Annotated in this window: 21 protein-coding genes and 1 pseudogene; 10 read left to right on the plus strand and 12 right to left on the minus strand. The window is 53.7% G+C overall.

From position 1 onward, the window contains the following. Positions 1 to 18: 18 nt before the first annotated feature. Positions 19 to 483, plus strand: coding sequence for a chemotaxis protein CheX (locus OOT00_RS08940; protein ID WP_265425032.1), 465 nt, complete (start codon positions 19 to 21; stop codon positions 481 to 483). Positions 484 to 489: 6 nt separating this feature from the next. Here the strand turns inward: OOT00_RS08940 and OOT00_RS08945 are convergent, their stop codons facing one another. Next, a complete protein-coding gene (locus tag OOT00_RS08945; protein ID WP_265425033.1) occupies positions 490 to 1,260 on the minus strand; it encodes a prepilin peptidase in 771 nt (256 codons plus the stop codon). A gap of 546 nt (positions 1,261 to 1,806) precedes the next feature. Between OOT00_RS08945 and lon the strand changes: the two genes are divergently transcribed. Together lon and tsaB are read left to right on the plus strand one after the other, a co-directional pair. Continuing rightward, positions 1,807 to 4,245: an endopeptidase La gene (lon, locus tag OOT00_RS08950; RefSeq protein ID WP_265425034.1), complete on the plus strand. Its 2,439-nt coding sequence runs from the start codon at positions 1,807 to 1,809 to the stop codon at positions 4,243 to 4,245. After that, a complete protein-coding gene (gene tsaB, locus OOT00_RS08955; RefSeq protein ID WP_265425035.1) occupies positions 4,242 to 4,919 on the plus strand; it encodes a tRNA (adenosine(37)-N6)-threonylcarbamoyltransferase complex dimerization subunit type 1 TsaB in 678 nt (225 codons plus the stop codon). The genes lon and tsaB overlap by 4 nt, the downstream gene beginning before the upstream one ends. A 73-nt stretch (positions 4,920 to 4,992) precedes the next feature. Here the strand turns inward: tsaB and OOT00_RS08960 are convergent, their stop codons facing one another. After that, positions 4,993 to 5,853, minus strand: a complete 861-nt coding sequence (locus OOT00_RS08960; RefSeq protein WP_265425036.1) for a FecR domain-containing protein — start codon at positions 5,851 to 5,853, stop codon at positions 4,993 to 4,995. Positions 5,854 to 6,418: 565 nt separating this feature from the next. On the opposite strand from OOT00_RS08960, the gene OOT00_RS08965 reads away from it, so the two are divergent. From OOT00_RS08965 to OOT00_RS08980, 4 genes are all read left to right on the plus strand, one after another. Next, complete coding sequence (locus OOT00_RS08965) at positions 6,419 to 7,531, plus strand: YcjF family protein (RefSeq protein WP_265425037.1); 1,113 nt, start codon at positions 6,419 to 6,421, stop codon at positions 7,529 to 7,531. Next, entirely contained in the window at positions 7,515 to 9,101 is a 1,587-nt protein-coding gene (locus OOT00_RS08970) for a GTPase (protein WP_265425038.1), read from the plus strand. The genes OOT00_RS08965 and OOT00_RS08970 overlap by 17 nt, the downstream gene beginning before the upstream one ends. A gap of 114 nt (positions 9,102 to 9,215) precedes the next feature. Next, on the plus strand, positions 9,216 to 9,674 hold the full coding sequence (locus OOT00_RS08975) for a YkvA family protein (RefSeq protein ID WP_265425039.1): 459 nt from the start codon (positions 9,216 to 9,218) through the stop codon (positions 9,672 to 9,674). A 4-nt stretch (positions 9,675 to 9,678) separates the two neighbouring features. Continuing rightward, a complete protein-coding gene (locus OOT00_RS08980; RefSeq protein WP_265425040.1) occupies positions 9,679 to 10,779 on the plus strand; it encodes a tRNA nucleotidyltransferase/poly(A) polymerase-related protein in 1,101 nt (366 codons plus the stop codon). Here the strand turns inward: OOT00_RS08980 and OOT00_RS08985 are convergent. Both OOT00_RS08985 and OOT00_RS08990 read right to left on the minus strand, forming a co-directional pair. Next, on the minus strand, positions 10,755 to 10,901 hold the full coding sequence (locus OOT00_RS08985; RefSeq protein WP_265425041.1) for a hypothetical protein: 147 nt from the start codon (positions 10,899 to 10,901) through the stop codon (positions 10,755 to 10,757). The two genes, OOT00_RS08980 and OOT00_RS08985, sit on opposite strands and share 25 nt — an antisense overlap. A 42-nt stretch (positions 10,902 to 10,943) precedes the next feature. Further along, the gene (locus OOT00_RS08990) at positions 10,944 to 11,561 is read right to left on the minus strand and encodes a LysE/ArgO family amino acid transporter (protein ID WP_265425042.1); all 618 of its coding nucleotides are present in this window, start codon (positions 11,559 to 11,561) and stop codon (positions 10,944 to 10,946) included. 158 nt (positions 11,562 to 11,719) lie between these two features. Between OOT00_RS08990 and OOT00_RS08995 the strand changes: the two genes are divergently transcribed. The 3 genes from OOT00_RS08995 (at position 11,720) to rsgA (ending at position 14,957) form a co-directional block, all read left to right on the plus strand. After that, positions 11,720 to 12,619 carry a LysR family transcriptional regulator ArgP gene (locus OOT00_RS08995; protein WP_265425043.1) on the plus strand — a complete coding sequence of 300 codons (900 nt, stop codon included), beginning with the start codon at positions 11,720 to 11,722 and terminating at the stop codon, positions 12,617 to 12,619. Positions 12,620 to 12,662: 43 nt separating this feature from the next. Next, positions 12,663 to 13,769, plus strand: coding sequence for an SLC13 family permease (locus OOT00_RS09000; RefSeq protein WP_265425044.1), 1,107 nt, complete (start codon positions 12,663 to 12,665; stop codon positions 13,767 to 13,769). A gap of 105 nt (positions 13,770 to 13,874) precedes the next feature. Beyond that, the gene (gene rsgA / locus OOT00_RS09005) at positions 13,875 to 14,957 is read left to right on the plus strand and encodes a ribosome small subunit-dependent GTPase A (protein WP_265425045.1); all 1,083 of its coding nucleotides are present in this window, start codon (positions 13,875 to 13,877) and stop codon (positions 14,955 to 14,957) included. A 63-nt stretch (positions 14,958 to 15,020) separates the two neighbouring features. On the opposite strand, the pseudogene OOT00_RS16550 reads toward rsgA, so the two are convergent. The 8 genes and pseudogenes from OOT00_RS16550 to OOT00_RS09040 form a co-directional block, all read right to left on the minus strand. Further along, a pseudogene (locus OOT00_RS16550) lies at positions 15,021 to 15,309 on the minus strand (DUF3024 domain-containing protein). A 277-nt stretch (positions 15,310 to 15,586) separates the two neighbouring features. Then, the gene (trpA, locus tag OOT00_RS09010) at positions 15,587 to 16,390 is read right to left on the minus strand and encodes a tryptophan synthase subunit alpha (RefSeq protein ID WP_265425046.1); all 804 of its coding nucleotides are present in this window, start codon (positions 16,388 to 16,390) and stop codon (positions 15,587 to 15,589) included. A gap of 11 nt (positions 16,391 to 16,401) precedes the next feature. Further along, positions 16,402 to 17,634: a tryptophan synthase subunit beta gene (gene trpB, locus OOT00_RS09015; RefSeq protein WP_265425047.1), complete on the minus strand. Its 1,233-nt coding sequence runs from the start codon at positions 17,632 to 17,634 to the stop codon at positions 16,402 to 16,404. A gap of 10 nt (positions 17,635 to 17,644) precedes the next feature. Next, positions 17,645 to 18,268 (minus strand): phosphoribosylanthranilate isomerase, encoded by a 624-nt coding sequence (locus tag OOT00_RS09020; protein WP_265425048.1) that lies wholly within the window; start codon positions 18,266 to 18,268, stop codon positions 17,645 to 17,647. Further along, positions 18,265 to 19,077: an indole-3-glycerol phosphate synthase TrpC gene (trpC, locus tag OOT00_RS09025; protein WP_265425049.1), complete on the minus strand. Its 813-nt coding sequence runs from the start codon at positions 19,075 to 19,077 to the stop codon at positions 18,265 to 18,267. The genes OOT00_RS09020 and trpC overlap by 4 nt, the downstream gene beginning before the upstream one ends. Continuing rightward, entirely contained in the window at positions 19,067 to 20,095 is a 1,029-nt protein-coding gene (gene trpD / locus OOT00_RS09030) for an anthranilate phosphoribosyltransferase (protein ID WP_265425050.1), read from the minus strand. The genes trpC and trpD overlap by 11 nt, the downstream gene beginning before the upstream one ends. 3 nt (positions 20,096 to 20,098) lie before the next feature. Next, complete coding sequence (locus OOT00_RS09035) at positions 20,099 to 20,695, minus strand: anthranilate synthase component II (RefSeq protein WP_265425051.1); 597 nt, start codon at positions 20,693 to 20,695, stop codon at positions 20,099 to 20,101. Positions 20,696 to 20,706: 11 nt separating this feature from the next. Beyond that, a complete protein-coding gene (locus tag OOT00_RS09040) occupies positions 20,707 to 22,194 on the minus strand; it encodes an anthranilate synthase component I family protein (protein WP_265425052.1) in 1,488 nt (495 codons plus the stop codon). Positions 22,195 to 22,859: the final 665 nt, after the last annotated feature.

Genomic DNA, 22,859 nt, shown 5'->3' on the forward strand with positions numbered 1-22,859 from the left:
CAGCAGAAAGGAGGGGGGGTGGAAGCCGCACTGATCAATCCATTTATTGAAGCCAGTCTGAATGTAATGAAAACCACAGCTACCCTTGAGGGGCGGACCCAGGCGCCTTTTATCAAGAAAGACAGCCTGGCTCTGGGGCCTGTAACGGGATGCATACGCCTGACCGGTTCTCCGAAGATATCTTTGACGCTGAGCTTTTCGGAATCCTGTATTTTAACCGCCGTATCCCGTATGTTCGGTGAAGACCTGACGGAACTCAATGATGAGATTCAGGATGCGGTGGGAGAAATGATGAATATGATCTGTGGGCAGGTGAATAATTCCTTTGCTCAGTCCGGTATATCAAGGAAGGCAGCCTTTGACAGGGTGATTGCCGGAGAGAAGCATGTGATCGACCACGGTGGCACAGGATCGGTTCTGGCCGTACCCATTCAGACGGAATCCGGTTCGTTTACCATGGAAGTATTTTTTCAGAAGGCATGATTTTCTTTATCCATGGCCCAGGCTCCTCAGATAGAGCTGAATTATTTCAGGGCCGAAAAAAAGATATAGCAGGGCACCCGATGCAAGGAAAGGACCGAATGGGATGGCAAGGCGCATGCCTTCCTTCTGTTTGATCATGGTCAGAAGACCGATGAGAGTACCCGTAAGGGATGAGGCAAAAATGGTAAAGAGAACCCCTTGCCAGCCGATGAAAGCCCCGATCATGGCCAATAGTTTGATATCCCCTCCACCCATACCGTCCCTGCCGGTAAGAATCCTGTAGCCAAGGGCCACAGCCAGAAGGCTGCCCCCTCCTGCCAGAATGCCGATGGCGGAATCCATAAAACCGATGACAAAATAGCCGCTTGCCAGAAAACCTGCCGGAATGCCGGGAAGGGAAATCACATCGGGAATGATGCGGTGGTCAATGTCAATAAAGGTGATAACCACGAGGGCCGCGGCAAAGAAGAAAAAGAGAATGGCTGCTGGCTGAAGACCGAATTTCCACATCAGCCCGGCAGCCAGTGAGCCTGTCAGCAGTTCCACCAGCATATAGCGTGGGGATACGGGCTCTTTACAGTTCCGGCATTTCCCCCTGAGCAGCAGCCATGAAAGAATGGGAACATTGTCATAAAAGGCTATGGGCCTTTCACAGGCCGGGCATCGGGACGGTGGGTGGACAATGGACAGGCCGACAGGAATCCTCAGGATGCATACATTGAGAAAACTGCCCACAAGAGCACCAAAAATAAAAGCAGAAATTGTCAGAAAGGTCACAGGGTTTTCCTCGGGGGTAAAGAGTCCGCGTCATCTTCAGCCTGTCTATTATGAAAGCAGCTTGGTTAAAAATCAATCCCCTGATTTGCCATGGCGGATTCATGGGTAGAACGGCAGAGTGCATTTTTGAGAAAAATCGGAGGACAGCCCTTGATGTACCTGACTCAGAGCCGGTCACAGGGGCGTAAGGGTTGGACAGGACCGGGAACTTTCCTGGTCTTTCTGTGTGAAAATCTGGTTTTTACGGGAATCTTTTTGGTGTCAGCCCTTGCGCACTGATCATTCTTCACTATAATAAAAGGTTGGTGTCCGGAAGGAAACCGGATAAAAGGCCGGTGGTGGTGCTTCTGGTTTTTTCCGTGGATACCTCCTGTTTTATGGTGAAGGAAGAGGGTGGCATCTCCTTCACTTTCAGGAGTGATAAAGGGCATAGTCAGTTTGTAATTTTTTATTATCATTGCTTTTCTCTGGCATGGTACCCCGGCCAGAGGGGCCTGCTCATACATGTGAGATTCCTTTTTTTAAGGATAAGCGCAAGGAGAATCAATGGCAGAAATCGATAAGGACGATCTTATCAGCATCATAGAAGAAAATCATGATGTGGAGGATGTTCCGGAAACCCTTCCTCTCATGCCCGTACGGGATGTGGTTATTTTTACCGATATGCTGCTGCCGCTGTTTATCGGAAGAGAGCGTTCCATAGAGGCAGTGGATAAGGCCCTTAGCTCCAACCGCTACCTGATGCTGGCTACTCAGAAGGATCCGGCCAGTGAAGAGCCCGGTCCTGATGATATTTACGGTGTGGGTACTGTCTGCCGTGTTCTGCGTATGCTGAAACTGCCCGATGGTCGCATGAAAACGTTGGTTCAGGGGATCTGTAAAGCACGGATTCTTGAATTTGTTGGAGAAGAGGGGCCTCTTTTTGTCCGCATTGAGCGTATGGAGGAGAAGGAGGTCGAAGAGCTTTCCATGGAAGCGGAAGCCCTTGTCCGTACAGTGCGGGATCAGAGTGAAAAGATTCTGGCTTTCCGGGGTGAGTTCTCCGGAGATGTGGGCAGTATTCTGGACAGTATTGAAGAGCCGGGACGGCTTGCGGATCTGGTGGCTTCCAACCTCAGGCTGAAGCTGTCGGAAGCCCAGGAACTTCTGGAAATCGAAGACCCTGTTGCCCGCCTGCGGCGGGTCAGTGATCTTCTGATCCGCGAGGTGGAACTTTCTGCCATGCAGGCCAAGATTCATTCCGAGGTGCGGGATGAGATTTCTAAAAATCAGCGGGATTATTTTCTGCGGGAGCAGGTCCGGGCCATCCACAAGGAGTTGGGAGAAGCGGACGAGCGCACTCAGGAGATCGAGGAATACAGAAAACGTATTAAAAAAGCCAAAATGCCCAAACCCGCCCAGGAGGAGGCCACCAAACAGCTGCGCCGTATGGAGCAGATGCATCCGGATTCATCGGAAACGGCTGTGGTGCGGACCTATCTGGACTGGCTGCTGGATATGCCGTGGAATAAAAGTACAAAAGATGTGCTGGATATCAAAAAGGCCAAGCAGCTTCTGGATAAGGAGCACTTTGGACTGGAGCGGGTGAAGGAAAGAATTCTGGATTATTTGAGCGTGCGCAAGCTCAATCCTTCCATGAAGGGTCCTATTCTCTGCTTTCTCGGACCTCCCGGTGTGGGAAAAACCTCTCTGGGCCGGGCCATTGCGGCGGCCATGGGCCGGAAATTCTACCGTCTTTCTTTGGGCGGAATCCGGGATGAGGCGGAAATCCGGGGACATCGCAGAACTTATATCGGTGCCATGCCCGGCCGGATTTTGCAGGGATTGAAGCAGTGCGAGTCTAAAAATCCCGTTTTCATGATGGACGAGATCGATAAGGTTGGTTCCGATTACAGGGGCGATCCTTCCTCTGCCTTGCTGGAGGCACTGGACCCGGAGCAGAACGCGGAGTTTTCCGATCATTATCTGAACCTTGCCTTTAATCTTTCCTCCGTTATGTTCATTCTCACGGCCAATATGACGGATACCATTCCGTCGGCACTGCTGGATCGCATGGAGATTATTGAAATCCCAGGGTATACACCGGAAGAAAAGCTTGAAATAGCAAGGCGTTATCTTCTGCCCCGTCAGATTAAGGAAAACGGGTTGCAGAAAGACGCCCTGATACTCGGGGATGCGGCTATCAAATTGATTATAGAGGAGTATACGGCAGAAGCCGGTGTGAGGAATCTGGAAAGGGAGATCGGCACCATCTGCCGTAAAGCTGCCCGGAAAACCGCCGAAGGGCATACGGGTAAAATCCGTGTGGACCGGGCCAACCTGTCAAAATTTCTGGGTATTGCCAGATTCCAGCCTGAAATGGATAAGGATGAGAATCAGATTGGCCTTGCTACGGGTCTTGCCTGGACTTCCGTTGGTGGTGAGGTGCTCTACATTGAGGCCTCTTTGCTGCCGGGTAAGGGTGAACTCATCATGACAGGTCAGATTGGTGAGATTATGCAGGAATCGGCCCGGGCTGCCCTGACCTATGTGAAGGCCAATCTGGGGCGTATGGGTAAGGGCGCCTCCTATCTGGATGATCTGGATATCCATATTCATGTGCCTGCGGGAGCCATTCCCAAAGATGGCCCTTCGGCTGGTGTGGCCATGATTACAGCCCTTGCTTCGGCCATTACGGAAAAGCCGGTGAATCAGGATTTTGCCATGACAGGGGAAGTCACCCTCCGGGGCCGTGTGCTGCCCATAGGCGGATTGAAAGAAAAGGCGCTGGGGGCCTTGCGCGGCGGAGTTACGACCATCCTGATTCCTGAAAAAAACCGGAAGGATCTTGCGGAGATACCTTCTTCTCTGAAGCGGAAAATGAACTTTATCGCCGTAAAAGACGTGGAGGAAGTGCTGAAGAAAGCTATTTCCGAGGATGTCCTTGCCGCGACTCCGCCCCCTTCCGTAAAAAAGGTAAAAAGCAAAAAGAAGGCAACTCCATGAAACTTCTGGCTGCGGATACCACAACGGCTGCGGCCAGTGTCTGCATACTGGACGGGCAGAGGGTGCTGGCCGCCTGTTTCCGGAATCCCGGTCAGACCCATTCCCGCCATCTGCTTGTGATGCTGGAGCAGGTCATGGCCGATGCGGGGGTTAGGGCCGGTGAGCTGGATGCGTTGGTTACGACTCTGGGCCCCGGTAGTTTTACGGGACTGCGTATTGGTGTCAGTACTCTGAAAGGTCTGGCCGTATCCTGTGGCCTTCCCATGTTTGGCTTCTCCACCCTGGAGGTGCTTGCCGCCCGGTTTCTATCTTTTTCCCGGCCGGTCTGTGCCATGGTGGATGCCCGGAGGGGGGAAGTTTATGCCCAGTTGTTTGATGTTTCAGGGCCTGTACCCGAGGCCCGGTCGGAGGCCTGCGCCGCTTCTCTCGGAATGGTTTTGGAACAACTGGAAGGCAGCTGTCTTTTTGTGGGGAGCGGGGCTGTTTTTTATAAAGAGCAAATTCAGGAGGTCATGGGGGAGAGGGCATTGTGGCCGGGCTGTTTCAGTCATGATCCCGATGCCAGGGAAGCCGGGCTGCTGGCCAGGATAAAAGGCCCGGAAGGAGCCGTGGACCCCTCTTTCATATTGCCTCTGTATCTCAGAAAGTCTGATGCGGAAATGAACTGGAAGTGATGTACGGATTGAGAAAGCAATATTGTCCGGGCAGACATGGTGACCGCCCGGACAAAAAAAGAGCCAGAATTGTTTAATTCTGTATGGAAGGCATGTCGGGCCGTGTTCGGGTCTGGGATGCCTTTTGTTTCCACAGGTGCAGAGACTGGGCGTTCTCTTGGGTGATCCTGTCCACATCCGCTTCCACAGCTTCAGGGGTTTCTCCACTACCCATGGTCAGTCTTTTACCGGGGGTCAGGTCGATCTCTTTTTTAAAGTCCCTGAATTCTGCGGCCATGGTGGCTTTGTAGTCGGAAAAATCCTGCATGAGTGCCTTGCGGTAATCTCCGAAACTCTGCCTCTGGAAAGTCACATATTCGGAAAAGGTCATGTCCCTTGGGCTTTTGGCCTGATAAAAGGCCATGGGCTGCTGGTCTTCCCTTTCAATTCCCACCCGTCCTTTGAAAAGGGCCACATCTTCACGGTGTTCACCAACTGAAACCATAAAACGGGTTCCTTTGACCCCGATCACCACCAGTGGTGTGCGGGCTGTCACGCGTTTGCCGTCCCTTGCCGTAATTTCATAGAGAGCGGTACCGGACTCCAGCTGTGTGCCTTCGGATTCCAGCACATGGAGCATGCTGTCGCTGTCCAGGATCAGTTCTCCGTCCGGAGAAAAAATCAGGGCTCTGGCGTTGCGCTGGGTCTGCACCCTGTCTCCGGTCTGAAGAATACGGGGCAGTTCTCCAGGTGCCTTGGGAAAGGGAGAGGATGGGTCAAGAATACGGACGGATCCTTCCGTGTGGGTGAGCACGATACCTGCGTGAGATTTGGGTTTCGGTGCTGTCTCCGCCGTGTCGGCAAGGGCAGAAGCGGCGTAAAGAAGGCAGAAAGAGCTAAAAACGCAGCCGATGAACAGTGGTATGGTGCGGATATGAAATGTGGGGAAGGACATGGCGGGCTCCTTTGTGGTTTGCATCCCTGAGATGCCTGGGGGCAGGACGGGTGGAACAGGACATCTCTCTTTCAGATTCTGGTCTTGCTGATTTCTGATCATGGCAGAAATCTGTTTTCCATGCAAGAATAGGAAATGTCAGCACGGAGGCAAAGGCAGGGGGAGGCAGGAAAACAAGGGCATTCCTTTAGGGTGCCGGAGAAGGAAAGGGAGACGGATGCGGTATGGTTTGTATCGTTTTTACGGCAGCATGGCAGGCTGACAGTCTGCCTTTTGTCTATCCCCTGCTTTACCAGCGTTACTTTCCAGCTTCGGGGCATGTCATGAAGCCGGACCAGTTAGTTGTTTTTCAAGCAAGACAAGATTTTTTTATAAAGAAAATGATAGGGTTAATAGGGAGGATCCTTTCCGCAGCCTGCTGATTGAAGTGCAGGCATATCAATGAGGTTTTTCTGTGGTAGTACCCGGACTGAAAAAGATTCTTTCCAACGGGTACGGTTTACAGAGGCCCCCTACGGGCTATAGTCTATTGTAGTAAGCTGAACGCTGATAAGAGGAGGTTGTCATGCTGCTGCAGCAATCTGTACAGAAACTGGCTTCACTGATGTTTCCGGAGAAGAACCCGGAACTGAAACCCGCTTTTCAGTACAGCCGTGAGCACCTGCCCACTCTCTGGCTTCTGGGTAAAACGGGAGCAGGAAAGTCCTCTTTGATTCAGGCTGTGACAGGGCTGGATGGGGTGGAGGTGGGCAATGGATTCCGCCCCTGCACGCCCTCATCCCGGCGTTATGTTTTTCCGCCGGATAAACCCCTCATGGCTTTTCTGGATACCCGTGGTCTGGCCGAGGCCGACTATGATCCTTACGAAGATATCCGGGCCTGCAGTGCTGCCAGCCACGCCCTCATTGTGGTGATGCGGGCGGAGGATCCGGAGCAGAGCGAGGTTCTGCGCGCTCTGGAACAGATTCGTGCATCCGGATCTGTCCGGGACCTGCTTCTGGTGCATACGGGTATTGAACTCGTGGATACGGTGGATGAGAGGCAGCGCTGCATCCGTCATAACCGGGATCAGGTGGAGAGGGTCTGGGGACTGGCGGATCAGGTAGCCGTTGATTTTGTGGGCAGGGAGGGCTTTCCTTCTGGCATTGGAGATCTTGTGGGTAAACTGCAGGAACATCTTCCGGTGATTGCCGCTCTCTTTGAAAAGGAAATGAACGCAGGTGTGGAAGAGGAAAATTTCCTCCGGCTGAAGAAAGACGTGATGTGGTATGCCGGTGCCGCAGCCGCCACCGATGCCGTACCGGGTCTGGGTTTTTTTGCCGTTCCTGCCATTCAGTCCAAGATGCTGCACAGTCTGGCAGGACAGTACGGCCTGGAGTGGAACCGGACTCTTCTCAGGGATTTTTTCGGAGCCATGGGTGCGGGTTTTGCCGTGCAGTATGCGGCGGCCTTCGGTCGCAGGCAGCTTGTGAAACTCATTCCCGTTTACGGTCAGATCATCGGCGGTGTTTCCGCAGGTGTGGCGAGCTATGGGTTTACCTATGCCATGGGCCGGGTTGCCTGTATGTATTTTTACGGCAAAAGCAGCGGAGATCCTCCTTCTCCTGAAGAGATGCGGGAGCGTTTTGACAGGGTCTTTGCCCGCATGACCAAGGTGATGCATGATGAAAATAAGTAAGGGATATAAGGCCATGGCCGGTCTTATGGATCGTTTTTTTCCCTTAATGCTGGCCTCTGCGTTTCTTCCCGTTCTGGTACTGGCTGCTTATGGTCTGTATGCGGTTCTTATGGGTGGGTATATCCTGTACTTTGCCCTGATTCTTCTGGGCTTCAGCCTGTGCATGACCCTTGTCATACTGATCATGGCAAGACGGGACAGACAGACGAAGCAGGCTATGGCTGTGGATCCTGTCATAAACGGTGAGGTGTCTCTGCCCCCCCACTGGCTGCCCGCAGACAGGGATGTCCATGCAGCCATTCTTCCTGAGATCGGGGATCTTCTGAAGGAAAAGCCGGAGTGGATCCGGTTTCACGAACAGGGGCTGGAGGTTCTCCGCCGGGTGGCGCGGCAGTATGGCAGAGAGGGAAGGCACGGAGAATGGTCCTTTACGGTACCGGAAATTCTGTCGGTGGGTGAAACCATCAGCAGGCGTTATCGCAAGGTGCTGAAAGAGCATGTCCCCGGTATTGACCATATCCGGATTTCCTCTTTTTTTCTGATTCATGACCATAAAGAACATTTCCGTAAGGGAAAGCGTCTCTACGATGTGTACCGCGCCCTGCGGCTCCTCACGCCGGAGGGCTGGATCGCCGAGCTGCGCAGTTATATCTTTCGTCAGGTTTTCCGTGATATGAGCGAGGAGGTGCAGCAGAAACTGCGCTATCTTTTTCTGGTGGAAGTACTGCGAACGGGTATTGACCTGTATGGGGGGCATTTTCGGCTGGATTCCGAGGAGTTGGAAGAAAGTAAGGTCGCCCGTAAGGATCAGAAGCGTCTGGCACCGCCTCCAGAGCCTCTGCGCATCTCCATGCTGGGACAGGTCAGTGCCGGTAAATCCACTCTGATCAATGCACTGACGGGAGCCATGCAGGCGGAGGTGGACATCCTTCCCGCTACGGATCGGGGTCAGGTGTACTGCTGCCGCATGGATGACGGTCAGGTCCTTACCATGGTGGATCTGCCCGGTCTGGATGGCAGTGAGGCGGGGCAGAAGTTTCTGCTGGAGGAAGTGATGAGCTCTGATCTCGTGCTGTGGGTACTGAAGGCTAACCAGCCTGCACGGAAACTGGACACGGATTTCAGGGAACGTTTGCGGAAATGGCAGGAGGATGAAAAAAACAGGGGCAGAAGAAGGCCTGTCCTGCTCGGAGTGCTGCATCAGGTGGACAGGCTGGGACTTCCGGGCCGCTGGCAGCCACCGCAGGATCTTGAGGCAGATTCTTTGCTGGCAGCCACCATCAGGGATGCGCTGACATACAACCGCTCACTTATGGATTTGGATGAAATACTGCCCCTTGCCCTGCCTGCAACGGACCCTCCCTTCAATCTGGATTCTCTGAAGGTTGCCATACAGATCCACTGCATGGCGGCGGTTCATGTACAGATGAACAGAAGGCGTATGGATACGGATGTTTTTTCTCTGAAAAAGGAATGGGAGCGGACAAAAAGCGGGTTTGCGCGTATGGTCCATATATGGCGGGATACGGAAGAAGCGGATTCTTCGTCCGAAGAAGAAAAGGAAGGGTAGGGTTCTTCTCTGTGTTGCATTTCAATGGTTTGATTTCTGTATGATGGGCCTCTGCCTGGCAGGTACGGCAGTCGGCAGATAAAAACAGGCCTGACCAGCTTAAAGGAGGGTGAGATGAAGGCACCGGATCAAGAGAAACAGGATGATTTTTACCGGAAAATTCGGATGAAAGTGAAGGCGTGGGCGGAATCCGGCAAGGGGAAACAAAGCCGGTGGTCGGAATATATTCTGCTGGCTCCGGATATGTTTTATCTTCTCTGCAAGCTGGTGGTGGACCCGGATGTCCCGGCAGGAGAAAAGGCCAAGCTTGCCTTTGCCATTGCCTATTTTATTTCTCCGGTGGACCTTCTGCCGGAAGCCATTTTAGGGCCTGTAGGGTATCTGGATGATATTATTCTCGCTACCTATGCTCTGAACAGTGTGGTCAGCCGTACACCGGAGCATGTGGTGCGCAGGCACTGGGCCGGTGATGGGGACATCCTTGAGGTGATGCAGCGCGTTCTGGCTGTGGCCGATGAAATGATCGGTGCCGGTCTGATACGGAAAATAAAAGCTTTGATGGCTGGAAAGTAACCGGGTGAAGATTTACAGCGTGGGTGGTGCCCTGAGGGACAGAATACTGGGACGCAGGGTTACGGATCGGGATTATGTGGTTCTGGGCACGGATGAGCAGTGTTTTATGGCAGCCTTTCCCCGGGCCCGGAAGCAGGGGAGGGAGTATCCCGTATACAGGGTGGGGGCTTCGGAGTATGTACTTTCGCCTTTTGAAAGCATAGAACATGATCTCATGGCAAGAGATCTTACCATCAATGCCCTTGCCGAAGATGAGGAGGGGCGTCTGTTCTCCCATCCCATGGCCCTGCAGGATCTGGCCTCCCGTACCCTCAGGCCCGTTAGCGGGGAAAATTTTCTGAAGGATCCGGTCCGGGTGCTGCGGGCGGCCAGATTTGCCAGTATGATGCCGGAATTCATCCTGTCCGGTGACTTGAAAGAGGCCATGGCTTCCGCCGCAGCCCGGCTGGATGGATGCACGGCGGAGCGGGTGGGCAATGAGCTGGTACGGGCGCTCCATTCCACTCTTCCTTCCCGGTTTTTCCGTACTCTTGCTGATACGGGCTGTCTTGTTCCGTGGTTTGAGGAAATGGAAAAGGCGAGAAAGGTGCCCGCCGGTCCTCCGCCCTGGCATGACGGTTCTCTTTTTGATCATATTCTGGATGTAATGGATGCCCTTCATGGGAAGGTCCTATGGGCGTGGATGGGTCTTTGCCATGATCTTGGCAAACTTGCCAGTCCCCCGGAAAAATGGCCTTCCCATCATGGGCATGATGAGGGGGGAGTGGTGCTGGCTAAGGGGCTGGGACAAAGGCTCCGGCTTCCGAAAAGGTGGGTGGAGGCGGGGATGACCGGGGCGCGTTTTCACATGAAGGCTGGCCTCTATGATAAACTGAGACCGGGAACCCGTGTGGATATCCTTTCCGCCCTGCATCGGCTGGATCTGGTGGAGGCTTTGTTTGCCCTGGTGCGGGCGGACCACGGTGATGACTTCTATGAAATGGCTGCAAGGGATCTCCGGTTAATGCTGGCTGTCCATCTTCCGGCAGGCCACGGCCTGAAGGGCCCGGAAGCGGGACGTCAGCTTCGTAATCTGCGTTGTCAGGCACTGGCCGCAGCAAACTGATGCCATGGTTTTTCGCTTGTCTGGGCGGCAACGGGAGAGTTCGGTACTTTTTCAGGGAAAATCCCAGAACCGATGGCACAGGGGCTGATCCTGCGGGGATCAGTTTTTTTATGTTCCTCCATTTTCTCCTTCAGGGGTAGGGAAAGGGCCATGGAACGTCAGGTTCAGAGGGTCCGGGCCTGCTGTACCAGGGCAGCCGCAATACCCCACATGATGATGCATACACCTGCATCCAGTATGCGCCATGCGGCTGCTTTCCGGAAAAAGGGGGCCAGTCTGCGGGCTCCCAGGGTCAGGGTGATAAACCAGAGGCTCGAGGCCGTGACCGCACCCAGCCAGAATCCCAGTCTCTCTGTTCCCATGAAGGGGGCGGAAAGTCCGCCCATGAGTACAATGGTATCCAGATAGGTGTGGGGGTTGAGGAAGGTGACGCCAAGGGTGGCCAGAATAAGGGAAGACTTTGTCATGTTCCCGCTGTTCGGGGTCTGGAGTGTGCCGCCTCCCCGGATGGAGGAGCAGAAGGCCCGGAATCCGTAGACCATAAGAAAGGCTGCCCCTCCCCATGTGGCCCAGCGGACAAAGTCCGGTCGGGAAACCAGTAGACTGCCCAGCCCTGCCACGCCGATACCGATGAGCAGGCTGTCGCAGAGAATGCAGGTGAAGGCGATGAGAAAGGGACGGTTGTTTTTGATGCCATGATTCAGGACAAAGGCGTTTTGTGCGCCGATGGCGATAATCAGTCCCAGACAAACGGAAAATCCGTAAATGGCAGGTGTCAGCATGGTCAATTCCTCTGTTCTATGCGGTTGCTTCCCTCCCTTTCTTTATCTCTGAATAAGCCAAAAGCAAAATTCATTATTTTTATGATTCATAATTTTTTGTTATAATCCTGTCCGGAGCAGAGACCGGAAAAAAGGCTGCTAAAGGGGGATACCTTGCCATGCTGGACTATAAGCTGTTGGAAGCGCTGGCTTCCGTTGTGGAAGAGGGAGGCTTTGAACGGGCGGCTCAGGCGCTGCACATCACCCAGTCTGCGGTTTCCCAGCGGATTAAACTTTTGGAAAACCAGACAGGTCAGGTACTGCTGGTACGGAGTTACCCGCCACGGGCTACAGAGCCCGGAGTCAGGCTTCTGAAACACTACCGGCAGGTGGCCTCTCTGGAGGCAGACCTGGAAGACGCTCTTCTTCCCAGGGGGCCGGGTGTTTATCGCAGCCTGAAAGTAGGCCTGAACGCAGACAGTCTTACCACGTGGTTTCCTGGGGCTGTGCAGTCCTTTCTGCTTTCCCGTGATATTTTGCTGGATCTCTGTACCGATGATCAGGATGTGACCCACCGCCTGCTGCAGGACGGAGAGGTGATGGGGTGTATCACAAGCAGGGAGAGATCCCTTCAGGGCTGCCGCGTTCAGGCTCTGGGCAGCATGCGCTACCGCATGCTGGCATCGCCAGCCTACATGGAGCGGTGGCTTCCGTCCGGACCGGAGGGTCTGGGGGATTTGCAGGCACCTGTGTTGATCTTCAACCGCAAGGACCGCCTGCAGGATTATTTTTTTACTTCGGTAACAGGGCACACCATTCGCCATCCTGTGCATTATATTCCTTCTGCCAGCAGCTTTCTCCAGTTCATACTGCTGGGGCTGGGCTGTGGCATGGTACCGGATCTGCAGAGTGATCGATATCTTGGGTCCGGTGCCCTTGTGGAGGTGGTGCCGAATAGGCCCATGGATGTTCCCCTGTACTGGCACTGCTGGGATATTGGTTCCGCTTTGCTCAGGGATTTTACGGAAGTGCTGGTGCTGGAAGCGGGCAAAAGGCTGCCGTGTATAGTGGGGCAGTAACAGCGGTCGGGCAGACAGACAGGTAACTTATAAAGGAGCAGGCATGCCGTCGGTCCGGTATGGTTTAAGGATTATTGGGAATAACAAGCTTCTTCTGTTGCTGACGGCGGCACTCATACTGCTGCTGTGGGAGCGGCCCGAAAAGGTAGGGGAACTGGGTACCTTTATACATTGGCCAACCATTGCGGCCCTTACGGGGTTGATGATTCTCAGCAGGGGATTGGAAGACAGCGGTATGCTGGCCAGAGCAGGCCATGTTCTTCTGGGCTGGGCACGTGGTCAGCGGCGGCTGGCCTGTCTGCTGGTTCTGTTTTCAGCCCTGCTGTCGGCCATTGTCACCAATGATGTGGCGCTTTTCATTGTAGTGCCGCTGACACTGGCGCTGCGGACCCTAACGCCGATTCCCATTGGCCGGATGGTGATATTTGAAGCCTTTGCCGTGAATGCGGGCTCTGCCTTGAGTCCTGTGGGCAACCCCCAGAACCTGTTTCTGTGGCAGGCTTCGGAAGTCGGTTTCATGGAATTTCTTTTTGTCATGATGCCGCTGGGCGCCATACTTCTGCTGCTGGTTCTGTTTCTGATTCCCTTTGCCTTTCCAGCACAGTCCATTGAGTCGGCAGACCTTGGCAGCTCCCGGCCCGTGAAGATATCCATGGCCGGTGTTTCCCTGCTGTTTTATCCCCTTTTTCTTGTAATGCTGGAGCAGGGGTGGTCAGTGAGTGCCCTGATTCTGACAGCTCTGGTCTATCTTATTTTCTGGCGTGGAGTGCTGCGTGGGGTGGACTGGCTGCTGCTGCTGGTTTTTGTGCTGATGTTCATGGTAACCGGTCTGCTGGCATCCCTGCCGTGGCTGCATGGTGCTGCCACACTGGCCGAAAGGTTGCCGGGCGGTATCTTTACATCCGCCATGCTCCTTTCTCAGGCAATCTCCAATGTACCGGCTACCCTTTTTCTTCACCATTTTACCCACGACTGGCAGCTTCTGGCCTGGGGAGCCAATGTGGGAGGATTTGGTCTGGCCATAGGATCCATGGCCAACCTTATTGCCCTGCGACTGGCCAGAAATCACCGGCTCTGGTGGTCCTTCCACTTTTGGTCCCTTCCGCTGCTGGTGATGGGGTGGTTGGCGGGTATGGTGTTGATCCGGTGAAATCCCGTAGGGGAATCAGAAAAAGCCTGCTTGACGCTTTGCGTATCGTCCACTAGGAGAAAGATGGCCGGACAGTGGAAATCGTGCAATCGATGGATGGAGCCCATGGTAAAAATGAGAGATCTGGGATTTGACGACTGGTTTCAAGAAAAGTCCGCTGAACTTTGCGGCATGGATAACAGTGTAGCCAGAGTGGCGGCCGTTGATCGCCATTATTTCACCATCAGGAATGAGCACGGTGAGATTCCCGCAGAGCTGGCAGGCAGAATGTATTTTCAGGCTGGTTCACCGAGTGATCTGCCATGCGTGGGAGACTGGGTCTGTGTACAATATCATAGTGATGATACATACGCCATCATTCACGGTGTCTTTCCCAGAAAGAGTTTTGTAAGACGAAAACGGGCCGGATCCGAAGTGGAGTATCAGATGATTGCGGCCAATGTGGATGTGGCTTTCATTGTGCAGTCCTGCCATTTTGATTTCAATCTGGCCCGGTTGAACCGTTATCTGGTCATGGCCGCTGACGGACATGTGGAGCCCGTTGTGATTCTCGCCAAAACCGATCTGATTTCCCATGAAGAACTTCAGGAGAAGCTTGCAGCTGTGAAACAGGCGGGTATCACGGCGAGAATTATTCCCCTCAGCAATGAAACGGGTAAGGGACTGGATGTCTTTCATGAGGTGCTTGTGCCCGGTCGAACCTATTGCCTGCTGGGATCATCCGGAGTGGGCAAAACCACATTGATTAATGGTCTGGCGGGCCGCGATGCTTATGCGACCCGTGCCGTCAGTGCCACGGGAGAGGGTACCCACACCACAACACGACGGCAGCTGATTGTGCTGAATACGGGGGTTCTGTTCATAGACACACCGGGCATGAGGGAGCTGGGTCTGATGGACAGGGGCGAGGGAATCAGAAGGGAGTTTGATGATATTCTTGAGCTTTCCAGAGCCTGTCGTTTTACGGACTGCAGCCATACTCAGGAGTCCGGCTGTGCTGTTCTTGCGGCCATAGCAGATGGGAATATCAGCGAGGAACGTTTTCATTCCTATGCCAAACTCAGAAAAGAGTCGGAGTTCCACGAGATGTCCTATCTGGATAAGCGCAACAAGGATAAGTCCTTCGGGCGTTTTCTGAAAAAGGTCGGGAAAGGTGCCAAACGGCGCGGGAATAAAAGGGAGAGGTAGAAAAAATCCTGCGGGTTTCTGCCCTTCCTCAAACTCCGGCATCGGGGCTCTGCCATCCCGCCGTCATCCCCAGAAGCAGCCGAAAGGCTTCTTATCAATTTCAAGAATTATTTCTTCAAGAGCGCTGAAAGCCCATAGGGGATCATACCGATACCACTTGAAATCGGATCGCATCCAAAAGAGATTCCACTCTTTTTTTTGACAAAAGTTGCTCTGGCTATGGGGTGTTCGCATGAATGCCCGGGACTGACCATGGCTCCCGGATTTCAAAAATCTCAAAGCTCTGGCCGGAAATTCGGAAGAAAAGATCCACCTCGTGTCGGATTCCCACAGGAGGCCGTATTTTTTTAATGAACTAGCCAACTATTTTTTGAATTCGTATGATTTCAAATTCGCGTAAGATCATGATGGTATACCCACCTTTTTTATGTGATTGCAGGGGTTTATGGCTTAAAGCGAGGAAACGTTTGAGGCGGCAGCCTCGTTCCCCTGACCCATCTCCCATGGGTTCTCACCGTTTCTCCCGGAGATATCCAGAAATAAATACGGGCTACTGCGGGTCGGAGAGGGAGCCTGTTCTGTCGAAACTCCGGAGAGCGGGGGAATTACCTGTCTCCGGAGTTTGGTATTCAGCGGGAATGTGTACAGGCTTTTTTGAATTCTTTTGTCATTTTTCCAAGTATGGCAGGAATTTTTTCCCTGTCGGCTGTTTCTCCGATAACCCGGACAAAAGCGGAACCAATGACAATGCCATCGGCATGGGGGACGAGGGCAGCCACCTGAGAAGCTTCGCTGATGCCAAAGCCCAGAGCCACGGGAACGGGGCTTACGGCCCGTACTTTCCGGGCCATGGCTCCGGCCCCGTCGGTATGGAGACCGCCGGAACCGGTGACGCCCGTCATGGAGACCAGATAGATGAAACCCTTGGCATTCCGGCAGATTATCTCCATTCTGTCTTCCGGCGTGGTGGGGGCCACAAGGGGTATGGAAACAAGGCCTGAGGCTTCTAGAAAAGGAAGAAGCTCGCCCGATTCCTCAAGGGGCATATCCACCACCAGCACACCATCTGCCCCGGCCGCGGCAGCATCCTTGCAGAATTTTTCCGGGCCGTGGGCAAGGATGGGGTTCAGGTAGGAAAAGAGTACAATGGGGGTTGGGTAATGCTCCCGGATTTCCTTTACCATTTTTAAAGCGGTGCCAAGGCTCACTCCTGCCTTAAGTGCCCTCTGGGAAGCCAGCTGAATGACAGGACCGTCTGCCGTGGGATCGGAAAAGGGGATGCCGATTTCAAGGAGATCCATGCCATGGTCCAGCATGGAAAAAATAATTTTTCGGCTGGTTTCCATGTCCGGGTCACCAGCGGATACAAAACCGATGAGGGCAGCCTCTTTGCGGTTTCTGCACTGCTCAAACATGTTGCGGATGCGGTTCATGATCCAATTCCTTATGCCTTCAGAAGAAGTTCTGCGTTGATGACGGCAAACTCCGGATGATTGGTGGCATTGGCCATGTCTTTGTCACCTCTGCCGGAAAGATTCACAAGAATACTCTGGGTTTTCGGCCTCTTTTTTGCCTCAAGGATGGCAGCTGCCAGGGCATGGCTGGATTCCAGCGCCGGAAGAATGCCCTCGCTTAGGGTCAGAAGCTTGAAGGCGGAAAGGGCCTGTATGTCCGTAATGGCTGTGTACTGTACCCGTCCGCAGTCCTTGAAAAGGGAATGCTCCGGCCCCACACCGGGATAATCCAGCCCTGCGGATACGCTGTGGGCTTCCAGAATCTGGCCGTCTTCGCTTTGCAGCACATAGGACTTGGACCCATGGAGAACACCCACGCTCCCCTTGAGAAGGGTGGCCGCATGTCGTCCTTCAAGGCCTTCACCGGCGGCTTCCACTCCCAGCATTTCAACCTTCGTGTCCAGAAAGGGAAAGAAAAGCCCCATGGCGTTGGAGCCGCCGCCTACGGCTGCTACCAGGAGGTCGGGCATGCCGCCGGTTCTGGTCAAAAACTGCTCCTTTGCTTCTTCACCAATCACTTTTTGAAATTCCCGCACCATCAGGGGATAGGGATGGGGGCCTGCCACGGAACCAATCACATAAAAAGTGTCTTCCACACAGGCTGTCCAGTGACGGAGTGCGGCGTTCATGGCATCCTTCAGGGTGGCGGTTCCTTCTTCAACGGAAATGATGTCTGCACCGAGAAGTTTCATGCGGGCCACATTGGGAGCCTGCCGTCGGATATCTTCTTTTCCCATAAAAACCGTACACGCCATGCCAAAGCGGGCGGCTGCCGTGGCCGTGGCCACACCGTGCTGACCGGCTCCGGTTTCCGCGATGACCCGGCGTTTTCCCATGCGATGGGCCAGCAGCACCTGCCCAAGGGTATTGTTGATTTTATGGGCACCTGTGTGAGTCAAATCTTCCCGTTTGAGAAAAATCCTTGCTCCTCCGGCCATGTCCGAAAGGCGGTCGGCGGCATAGAGGGCCGTTGGCCGTCCTGCATAATCCTGAAGAAGAATCAAAAGCTCCCTTTGAAAGTCCTTGTCCTTCCGGATGGACTCAAAGTTTTTTTCCAGCTCCAGCAGGGCGGGCATGAGGGTTTCTCCCACATAGCGGCCGCCGAAAATTCCAAAATGGCCCTTTGCATCGGGCAGGGCAGAGAAATCCGGGTAAGCTGTCATGGTTTTCCTTTCATATATAATTGCGAACAGCCTCCACAAAGGCCTTTATTTTTTCATGATCCTTGATACCGGGCGAAGATTCAACGCCGGAGCTTACATCCACGCCAAAGGGCTTTGCTTCGATGAGGGCATTTTTTACATTGTCCGGATGGAGACCACCGGCAAGCAGGGCAGGATAACGCTGGCAGAAATCCTTGGCCGCTGTCCAGTCCCAGCTTTTGGCGTTGCCGCCGGGCATGGTTCCTGCGACCGCTTCCACAAGAAAGCGGTCTGCGGGATAAGCTGCAGCCTCAGCCACCGGAGGTTCCTGAAAGAGATAAAGTCCCTTAATGACATAAAAACCCTCCTGTCGCAGGGATTCCACCAGAAAAGGACTTTCTTTCCCATGGAGCTGTATGGCATTGCAGCCTGCCTTTGTTGCCGTATCCACAGCTATCTTGAAATCGGGATCGACCATGACAGCCACTTTCAGCATGGTTTTAGGTACAGAATCTGTAATTGTTTTTGCCATCTTCACATCAAGGTGCCTCGGGCTTTTGGGAAAAAAGACGCATCCTATGGCATCCACCTTAAGGTCTGCACAGAAACGGGCCGTATCCGGACGGGTGATGCCGCAGATTTTGATGAAGGTCATGGAAGAACCCCGCTTTCCACCATGGCCTTCAGGTCTTTTTCCGGATCATGGCTGAGCACAAGGCTTTCGCCCACAAGAAAGCTGTGCACCCCCAGTTGTCTGGAGACGGCTATGTCCTCAGGTCCCCGGATGCCGGAAAGGGCCACGGGAATCACCCCCCCAGGCAGGAGGGCCGCCATGAGGGGCGCCATACGGATGTCTGTCGTGAAGGTGGCAAGATCCCTGTTGTTGATGCCAACAAATCTGGCCCCTGCATCCAGTGTCTGGGGGATTTCTTCTTCTCCATGAATTTCGTGCAGCACAGCAAGACCCAGCTCAGAAGCCAGAGCCGCCAGTTCCTTGTGGAGTTTTGGCTCAAGAATCCGGGCGATGAGGAGAATGGCATCTGCCCCCAGAACTGCCGATTCCAGCACCTGATAGGGGTGAAAGATAAAATCCTTGCGCAGTACGGGAAGGCGGGTTGCCGTTCGTGCCTCCTTCAGATCCTCAATGCTGCCGCCGAAGAAATCCGGTTCCGTGAGAACGGAAAGGGCTACAGCTCCGCCATTTTCATAGGCCTTTGCAAGGGATGCGGCATCAAGGTCTGGATTAAGATCCCCCTTGGAAGGGGACCTGCGTTTGATTTCAGCCATGATGGCAGCTGGTTTTTCAGGATTTTGGTGCAGACCGGCCCCAAAATCCCGTATTACGGATCTTTGGGAAAGCATATCCGATAAAAGGGCTTCCGGCTGCTTTCTCTGGGCCTGTTCAATGCGGAGTTTTCGTTTTTCAATAATCTTTTTCAAAATGGATGTCATGTTATCGACCACCGGCGGCCTCCTGAGTAAATTGAATCAGGGCCTCCAGTTTTGCCAAGGCTGCACCGGAATCAATGGCTTCTCCGGCAAGTTTGATGCCATCTTTAATGTCTTTTGCCTTGTCACAGGCCACAAGGGCGGCCGCACTGTTGATGAGAACAATGTTGCGTTTTGCTCCCTTTTCACCGGAGAGAACAGCCCGGGTAATGGCCGCATTGTTTGTAGCATCCCCACCTTTCAGGTCTTCAGGATCGGCGGGTTCACCAAAATATATTTCCGGATAAAGATCATAGGTTTTCAGCCTGCCATCGGCTGCCTCCGTCACCCTTGTGGGAGCGCATACGGAAATTTCATCCAGCCCGTCATGGCCGTGCACCACAAAGGCTTTGCGGGTACCCAGATCCAGCAGGGCCTGTCCCATGCTTTCCGTAAGCTCCGGTTTGAACACACCGATCACCTGACAGGATGCCGCCGCAGGGTTGGCCATGGGACCGATGGCATTGAAGAGGGTACGGATGCCAAGGGCTTTTCTGGCAGGCCCTGCATGGCGGACAGCGGCATGGAAGTTCGGGGCAAAGAGAAACCCTATATGGATTTCAAAGAGGGCTTCCTCCACGGCTTCCGCAGGGATGTCGAGCCGAACACCGAGTGTTTCCAGTACATCGGCACTGCCGCATTGGCTGGAAACGGAACGGTTGCCGTGTTTGGCCACCACCGCACCGCAGCCTGCCACCACAAAGGCGGCTGTGGTGGAAATATTGAAGGTATCTGCCCCGTCTCCGCCCGTACCGCAGGTATCCACCGTAAGACTGGCCGGTGTCTGGATGCGCTGCATGTTACGCCTCAGAACACGGGCCGCACCGGTCAGTTCGCTGGCGCTTTCTCCCTTTACCGCAAGGGCGGCAAGAAAACCGGCCACCGTGGCAGGATCGGTTTCTCCGGTGAATATGGCCTCCAGGGCTTCGCCGCATTCCTGTTCCGTGAGATCTTCATGGCGGATGATTTTTTCCATTAGCTTTCTGAACAGCATGATTCACTCCTTTATATGGCCTGCGGCCTGATCCAGAAAATTACGAAGAAAGCGTTTGCCCATGGGGGTCATGATGGATTCGGGATGAAACTGTATTCCTTCGGTGGGGTGTTCCCGATGACGCAGCCCCATGATTTCCCCGTCTTCTGAGCGGGCCGTGATGTCAAGGCAGGCGGGAAGGCTTTCTTCCCGTACGGCCAGAGAATGGTAGCGCATGGCCTTGAAGGGCCGGGTGACACCGGTAAAAACTCCCTTTCCGTCGGCTGTGATTTCAGAAACCTTGCCATGCATGAGCCGCTTTGCATGCACCACTTCCGCATCAAATACCCTTGCAATGCTCTGATGCCCCAGACATACGCCGAGTATGGGTTTTTTCCCGGAAAAGCGGCGGATAAAATCCATGGAAACACCTGCCTTTTCAGGCCGCCCCGGGCCGGGAGAAATGACAAGGCCGTCAATATTCATAGTTTCAATCTCTTCGGCTGTTATATTGTTGTTTCTGAAGGTTAGAACTTCAGCACCCAGCTCTTCAAAATACTGCACCAGATTGAAGGTAAAGGAATCAAAATTATCCACCATGAGAATCCGGGTTTTCTGCATGATTCTTCTCCTTATAGGGGCTTGGGGCCTGCCAGCATGGCAAGGGCCATCTGAAGGGCTCTGGCCTTGTTCAGGGTTTCCTGTCTTTCGGTTTCAGGGTCGGAGTCTGCCACTATACCGGCACCGGCGCGTACGGTGAGGGTTTCACCACGGATGATGGCAGTGCGGATGACAATGGCCAGATCCATGTTGCCGTTGAAGCTGAAATACCCCACAGCTCCGCCATAGGCGTCTCTGGGCTGGTCTTCGTTTTCCGCTATAATTTCCATGGCCCGGATTTTGGGTGCTCCGGAAAGGGTACCGGCGGGGAAGGTGGCTGCCACAAGGTGCAAGGCATCCAGTTCCGGCTTCAGCTGGGCTGTAATGTTGGAAACCAGATGCATGACATGGGAGTAGCGTTCCACCATCATAAGATCTGTTACCTGAACCGAGCCCGTTCGGGCAATGCGGCCAAGGTCGTTGCGGCCAAGATCCACCAGCATGAGGTGTTCCGCCTTTTCCTTTTCATCCTTTAAAAGATCATCTGCAAGGCGGCGGTCTTCCGAAGGATTGAGGCCCCTTGGCCGGGTGCCTGCGATGGGTCTCAGTGTGGCAAGGCCTTCTTCAAGGCGTACCATGGTTTCCGGGGAAGAACCCACAAGGGTCTGGCCCCCGGCCCTGAGAAAGAAAAGATAGGGTGATGGATTGGTGTAACGCACAGCTCGGTACAGAGCTATGGGATCATCCGGAGCCGGACCTTCAAAGGACTGGGAGATGACGGCCTGAATGATATCGCCTTCCATGATATGTTGTTTCACCTTTTCCACCCGCTCCCGGAAGATATCCGGCGGTGTCACGGGCTGGAGAACCGTAGCCGGTCCCTGAAAGATACCTTCTTCAGGGGCAGGCTTTCTGACGGTTTCAAGCAGGGTATCCAGTCTGGCTTCTGCTGTGGTATAGGCGCTGTCCGCACTGGCTCCGTCTTCTGAAAAGGCAAGGCAGATGCAGGTCAGGGTGTGGCGGTGGTTGTCAAAGACCATGAGGGTGTCGGGGATGAGAAAGACTCCCAGTGGCCTTGATGGGGGAAGGCTGTGGGGAATTTTTTCAAAACTGCTTACCGCCTCATAGCTGAGATATCCCACAAGACCGCCGGGGAAGGGGGGCAGGTCTTCCAGCTCTGCCAGCCTGTAGCGCTGGAGAATCTGCCTCAGGGCAGGGGTGAAATCACCCTTGTGGGGAAGGATTTCTGCTGGGCCGGGACCGTGTTTTTCTATGCGGTCCTGATAAATCCGGACTTCAGACCGGAAACTGGTGCCAAGGAAGCTGTACCTTGCCCACCGCTCCCCACCTTCTACGGACTCAAACAGGAAGATGGGATCCTGGGAATTGTGAAAACGGCGCAGCATGGAGACGGGCGTTTCACTGTCCGCAAGGATGCGGGCACATAAAGGAACGACATTACATCCTTCCCTGATTTTTTCGTTGAAAAAGGATTTTTCCGGAAAGCGTTCAAGGAGCATGGTATTGTATCCTTCAGGTTATGGGAATGAAGGGCTTTTGCATCCGGTCCGGAGACGGTTCCGGAGTTCACGCAAATGCCTTACAATAAAAAAAGGGGCCGCGGATTTCCCGCAGCCCCTGATACCATATTGATAAAACTGTTCTGGCCTGCGGTGTCATGGGACACCCACGGGCCATCTGATCTCAGTCAGCCTGTGCCGTGGTGTCCGAGGGATACGGGCCACCACCAGAGTGTAGGAATACATATGGAATGGCAAAGGCTTTGCATGATATTGTCCTGTTTTTTGTCAGTTTGTTATCTGGCCTTGTTTCTGTACATAGAAACATTTTTATGTATTTACCATATGGGAAGGAGCTGTCAAGATTTTTTTGGCTGCGTGGTGGTGCAGCCATGGCAGAGTGTTTTCCGGCAAAGGCGGGGATACGTAACAGTTCATTTTCTGCTCAACGCAGATAAAACGGCCTGATCGTTGTGTTCGGATGGTAAAGAGCGGGTGCTTTGCCGAGAGCGTTTCGATCTTATTCAAATGTTTTACGGTGTGCGGGCTTGCAGCTTGGTAGAAAAAAATAGATTGTGCCGGTATTCGGTGAAAAAGGGGGCTGCTTTGGGCGCCATCCTTGTCAAGGGTCGTTTTTTATGCCAGACAGATAAGCAATTTTGGGT

Source organism: Desulfobotulus pelophilus (genome assembly GCF_026155325.1).
Taxonomy (GTDB): Bacteria; Desulfobacterota; Desulfobacteria; order Desulfobacterales; family ASO4-4; genus Desulfobotulus; species Desulfobotulus pelophilus.

Coding starts and splice junctions, on each gene's coding strand:
- trpD (WP_265425050.1), bottom strand. CDS start 20,095: ATGCTGTTCAGAAAGCTAATGGAAAAAATCATCCGCCATGAAGATCTC.
- OOT00_RS09000 (WP_265425044.1), top strand. CDS start 12,663: ATGCCGTCGGTCCGGTATGGTTTAAGGATTATTGGGAATAACAAGCTT.
- trpB (WP_265425047.1), bottom strand. CDS start 17,634: ATGACAGCTTACCCGGATTTCTCTGCCCTGCCCGATGCAAAGGGCCAT.
- OOT00_RS09035 (WP_265425051.1), bottom strand. CDS start 20,695: ATGCAGAAAACCCGGATTCTCATGGTGGATAATTTTGATTCCTTTACC.
- OOT00_RS08975 (WP_265425039.1), top strand. CDS start 9,216: ATGAAGGCACCGGATCAAGAGAAACAGGATGATTTTTACCGGAAAATT.
- OOT00_RS09040 (WP_265425052.1), bottom strand. CDS start 22,194: ATGCTCCTTGAACGCTTTCCGGAAAAATCCTTTTTCAACGAAAAAATC.
- OOT00_RS08965 (WP_265425037.1), top strand. CDS start 6,419: ATGCTGCTGCAGCAATCTGTACAGAAACTGGCTTCACTGATGTTTCCG.
- lon (WP_265425034.1), top strand. CDS start 1,807: ATGGCAGAAATCGATAAGGACGATCTTATCAGCATCATAGAAGAAAAT.
- OOT00_RS08990 (WP_265425042.1), bottom strand. CDS start 11,561: ATGCTGACACCTGCCATTTACGGATTTTCCGTTTGTCTGGGACTGATT.
- OOT00_RS08995 (WP_265425043.1), top strand. CDS start 11,720: ATGCTGGACTATAAGCTGTTGGAAGCGCTGGCTTCCGTTGTGGAAGAG.
- OOT00_RS08960 (WP_265425036.1), bottom strand. CDS start 5,853: ATGTCCTTCCCCACATTTCATATCCGCACCATACCACTGTTCATCGGC.
- OOT00_RS08970 (WP_265425038.1), top strand. CDS start 7,515: ATGATGAAAATAAGTAAGGGATATAAGGCCATGGCCGGTCTTATGGAT.
- OOT00_RS09020 (WP_265425048.1), bottom strand. CDS start 18,268: ATGACCTTCATCAAAATCTGCGGCATCACCCGTCCGGATACGGCCCGT.
- trpA (WP_265425046.1), bottom strand. CDS start 16,390: ATGAACCGCATCCGCAACATGTTTGAGCAGTGCAGAAACCGCAAAGAG.
- tsaB (WP_265425035.1), top strand. CDS start 4,242: ATGAAACTTCTGGCTGCGGATACCACAACGGCTGCGGCCAGTGTCTGC.
- rsgA (WP_265425045.1), top strand. CDS start 13,875: ATGGTAAAAATGAGAGATCTGGGATTTGACGACTGGTTTCAAGAAAAG.
- OOT00_RS08985 (WP_265425041.1), bottom strand. CDS start 10,901: ATGGAGGAACATAAAAAAACTGATCCCCGCAGGATCAGCCCCTGTGCC.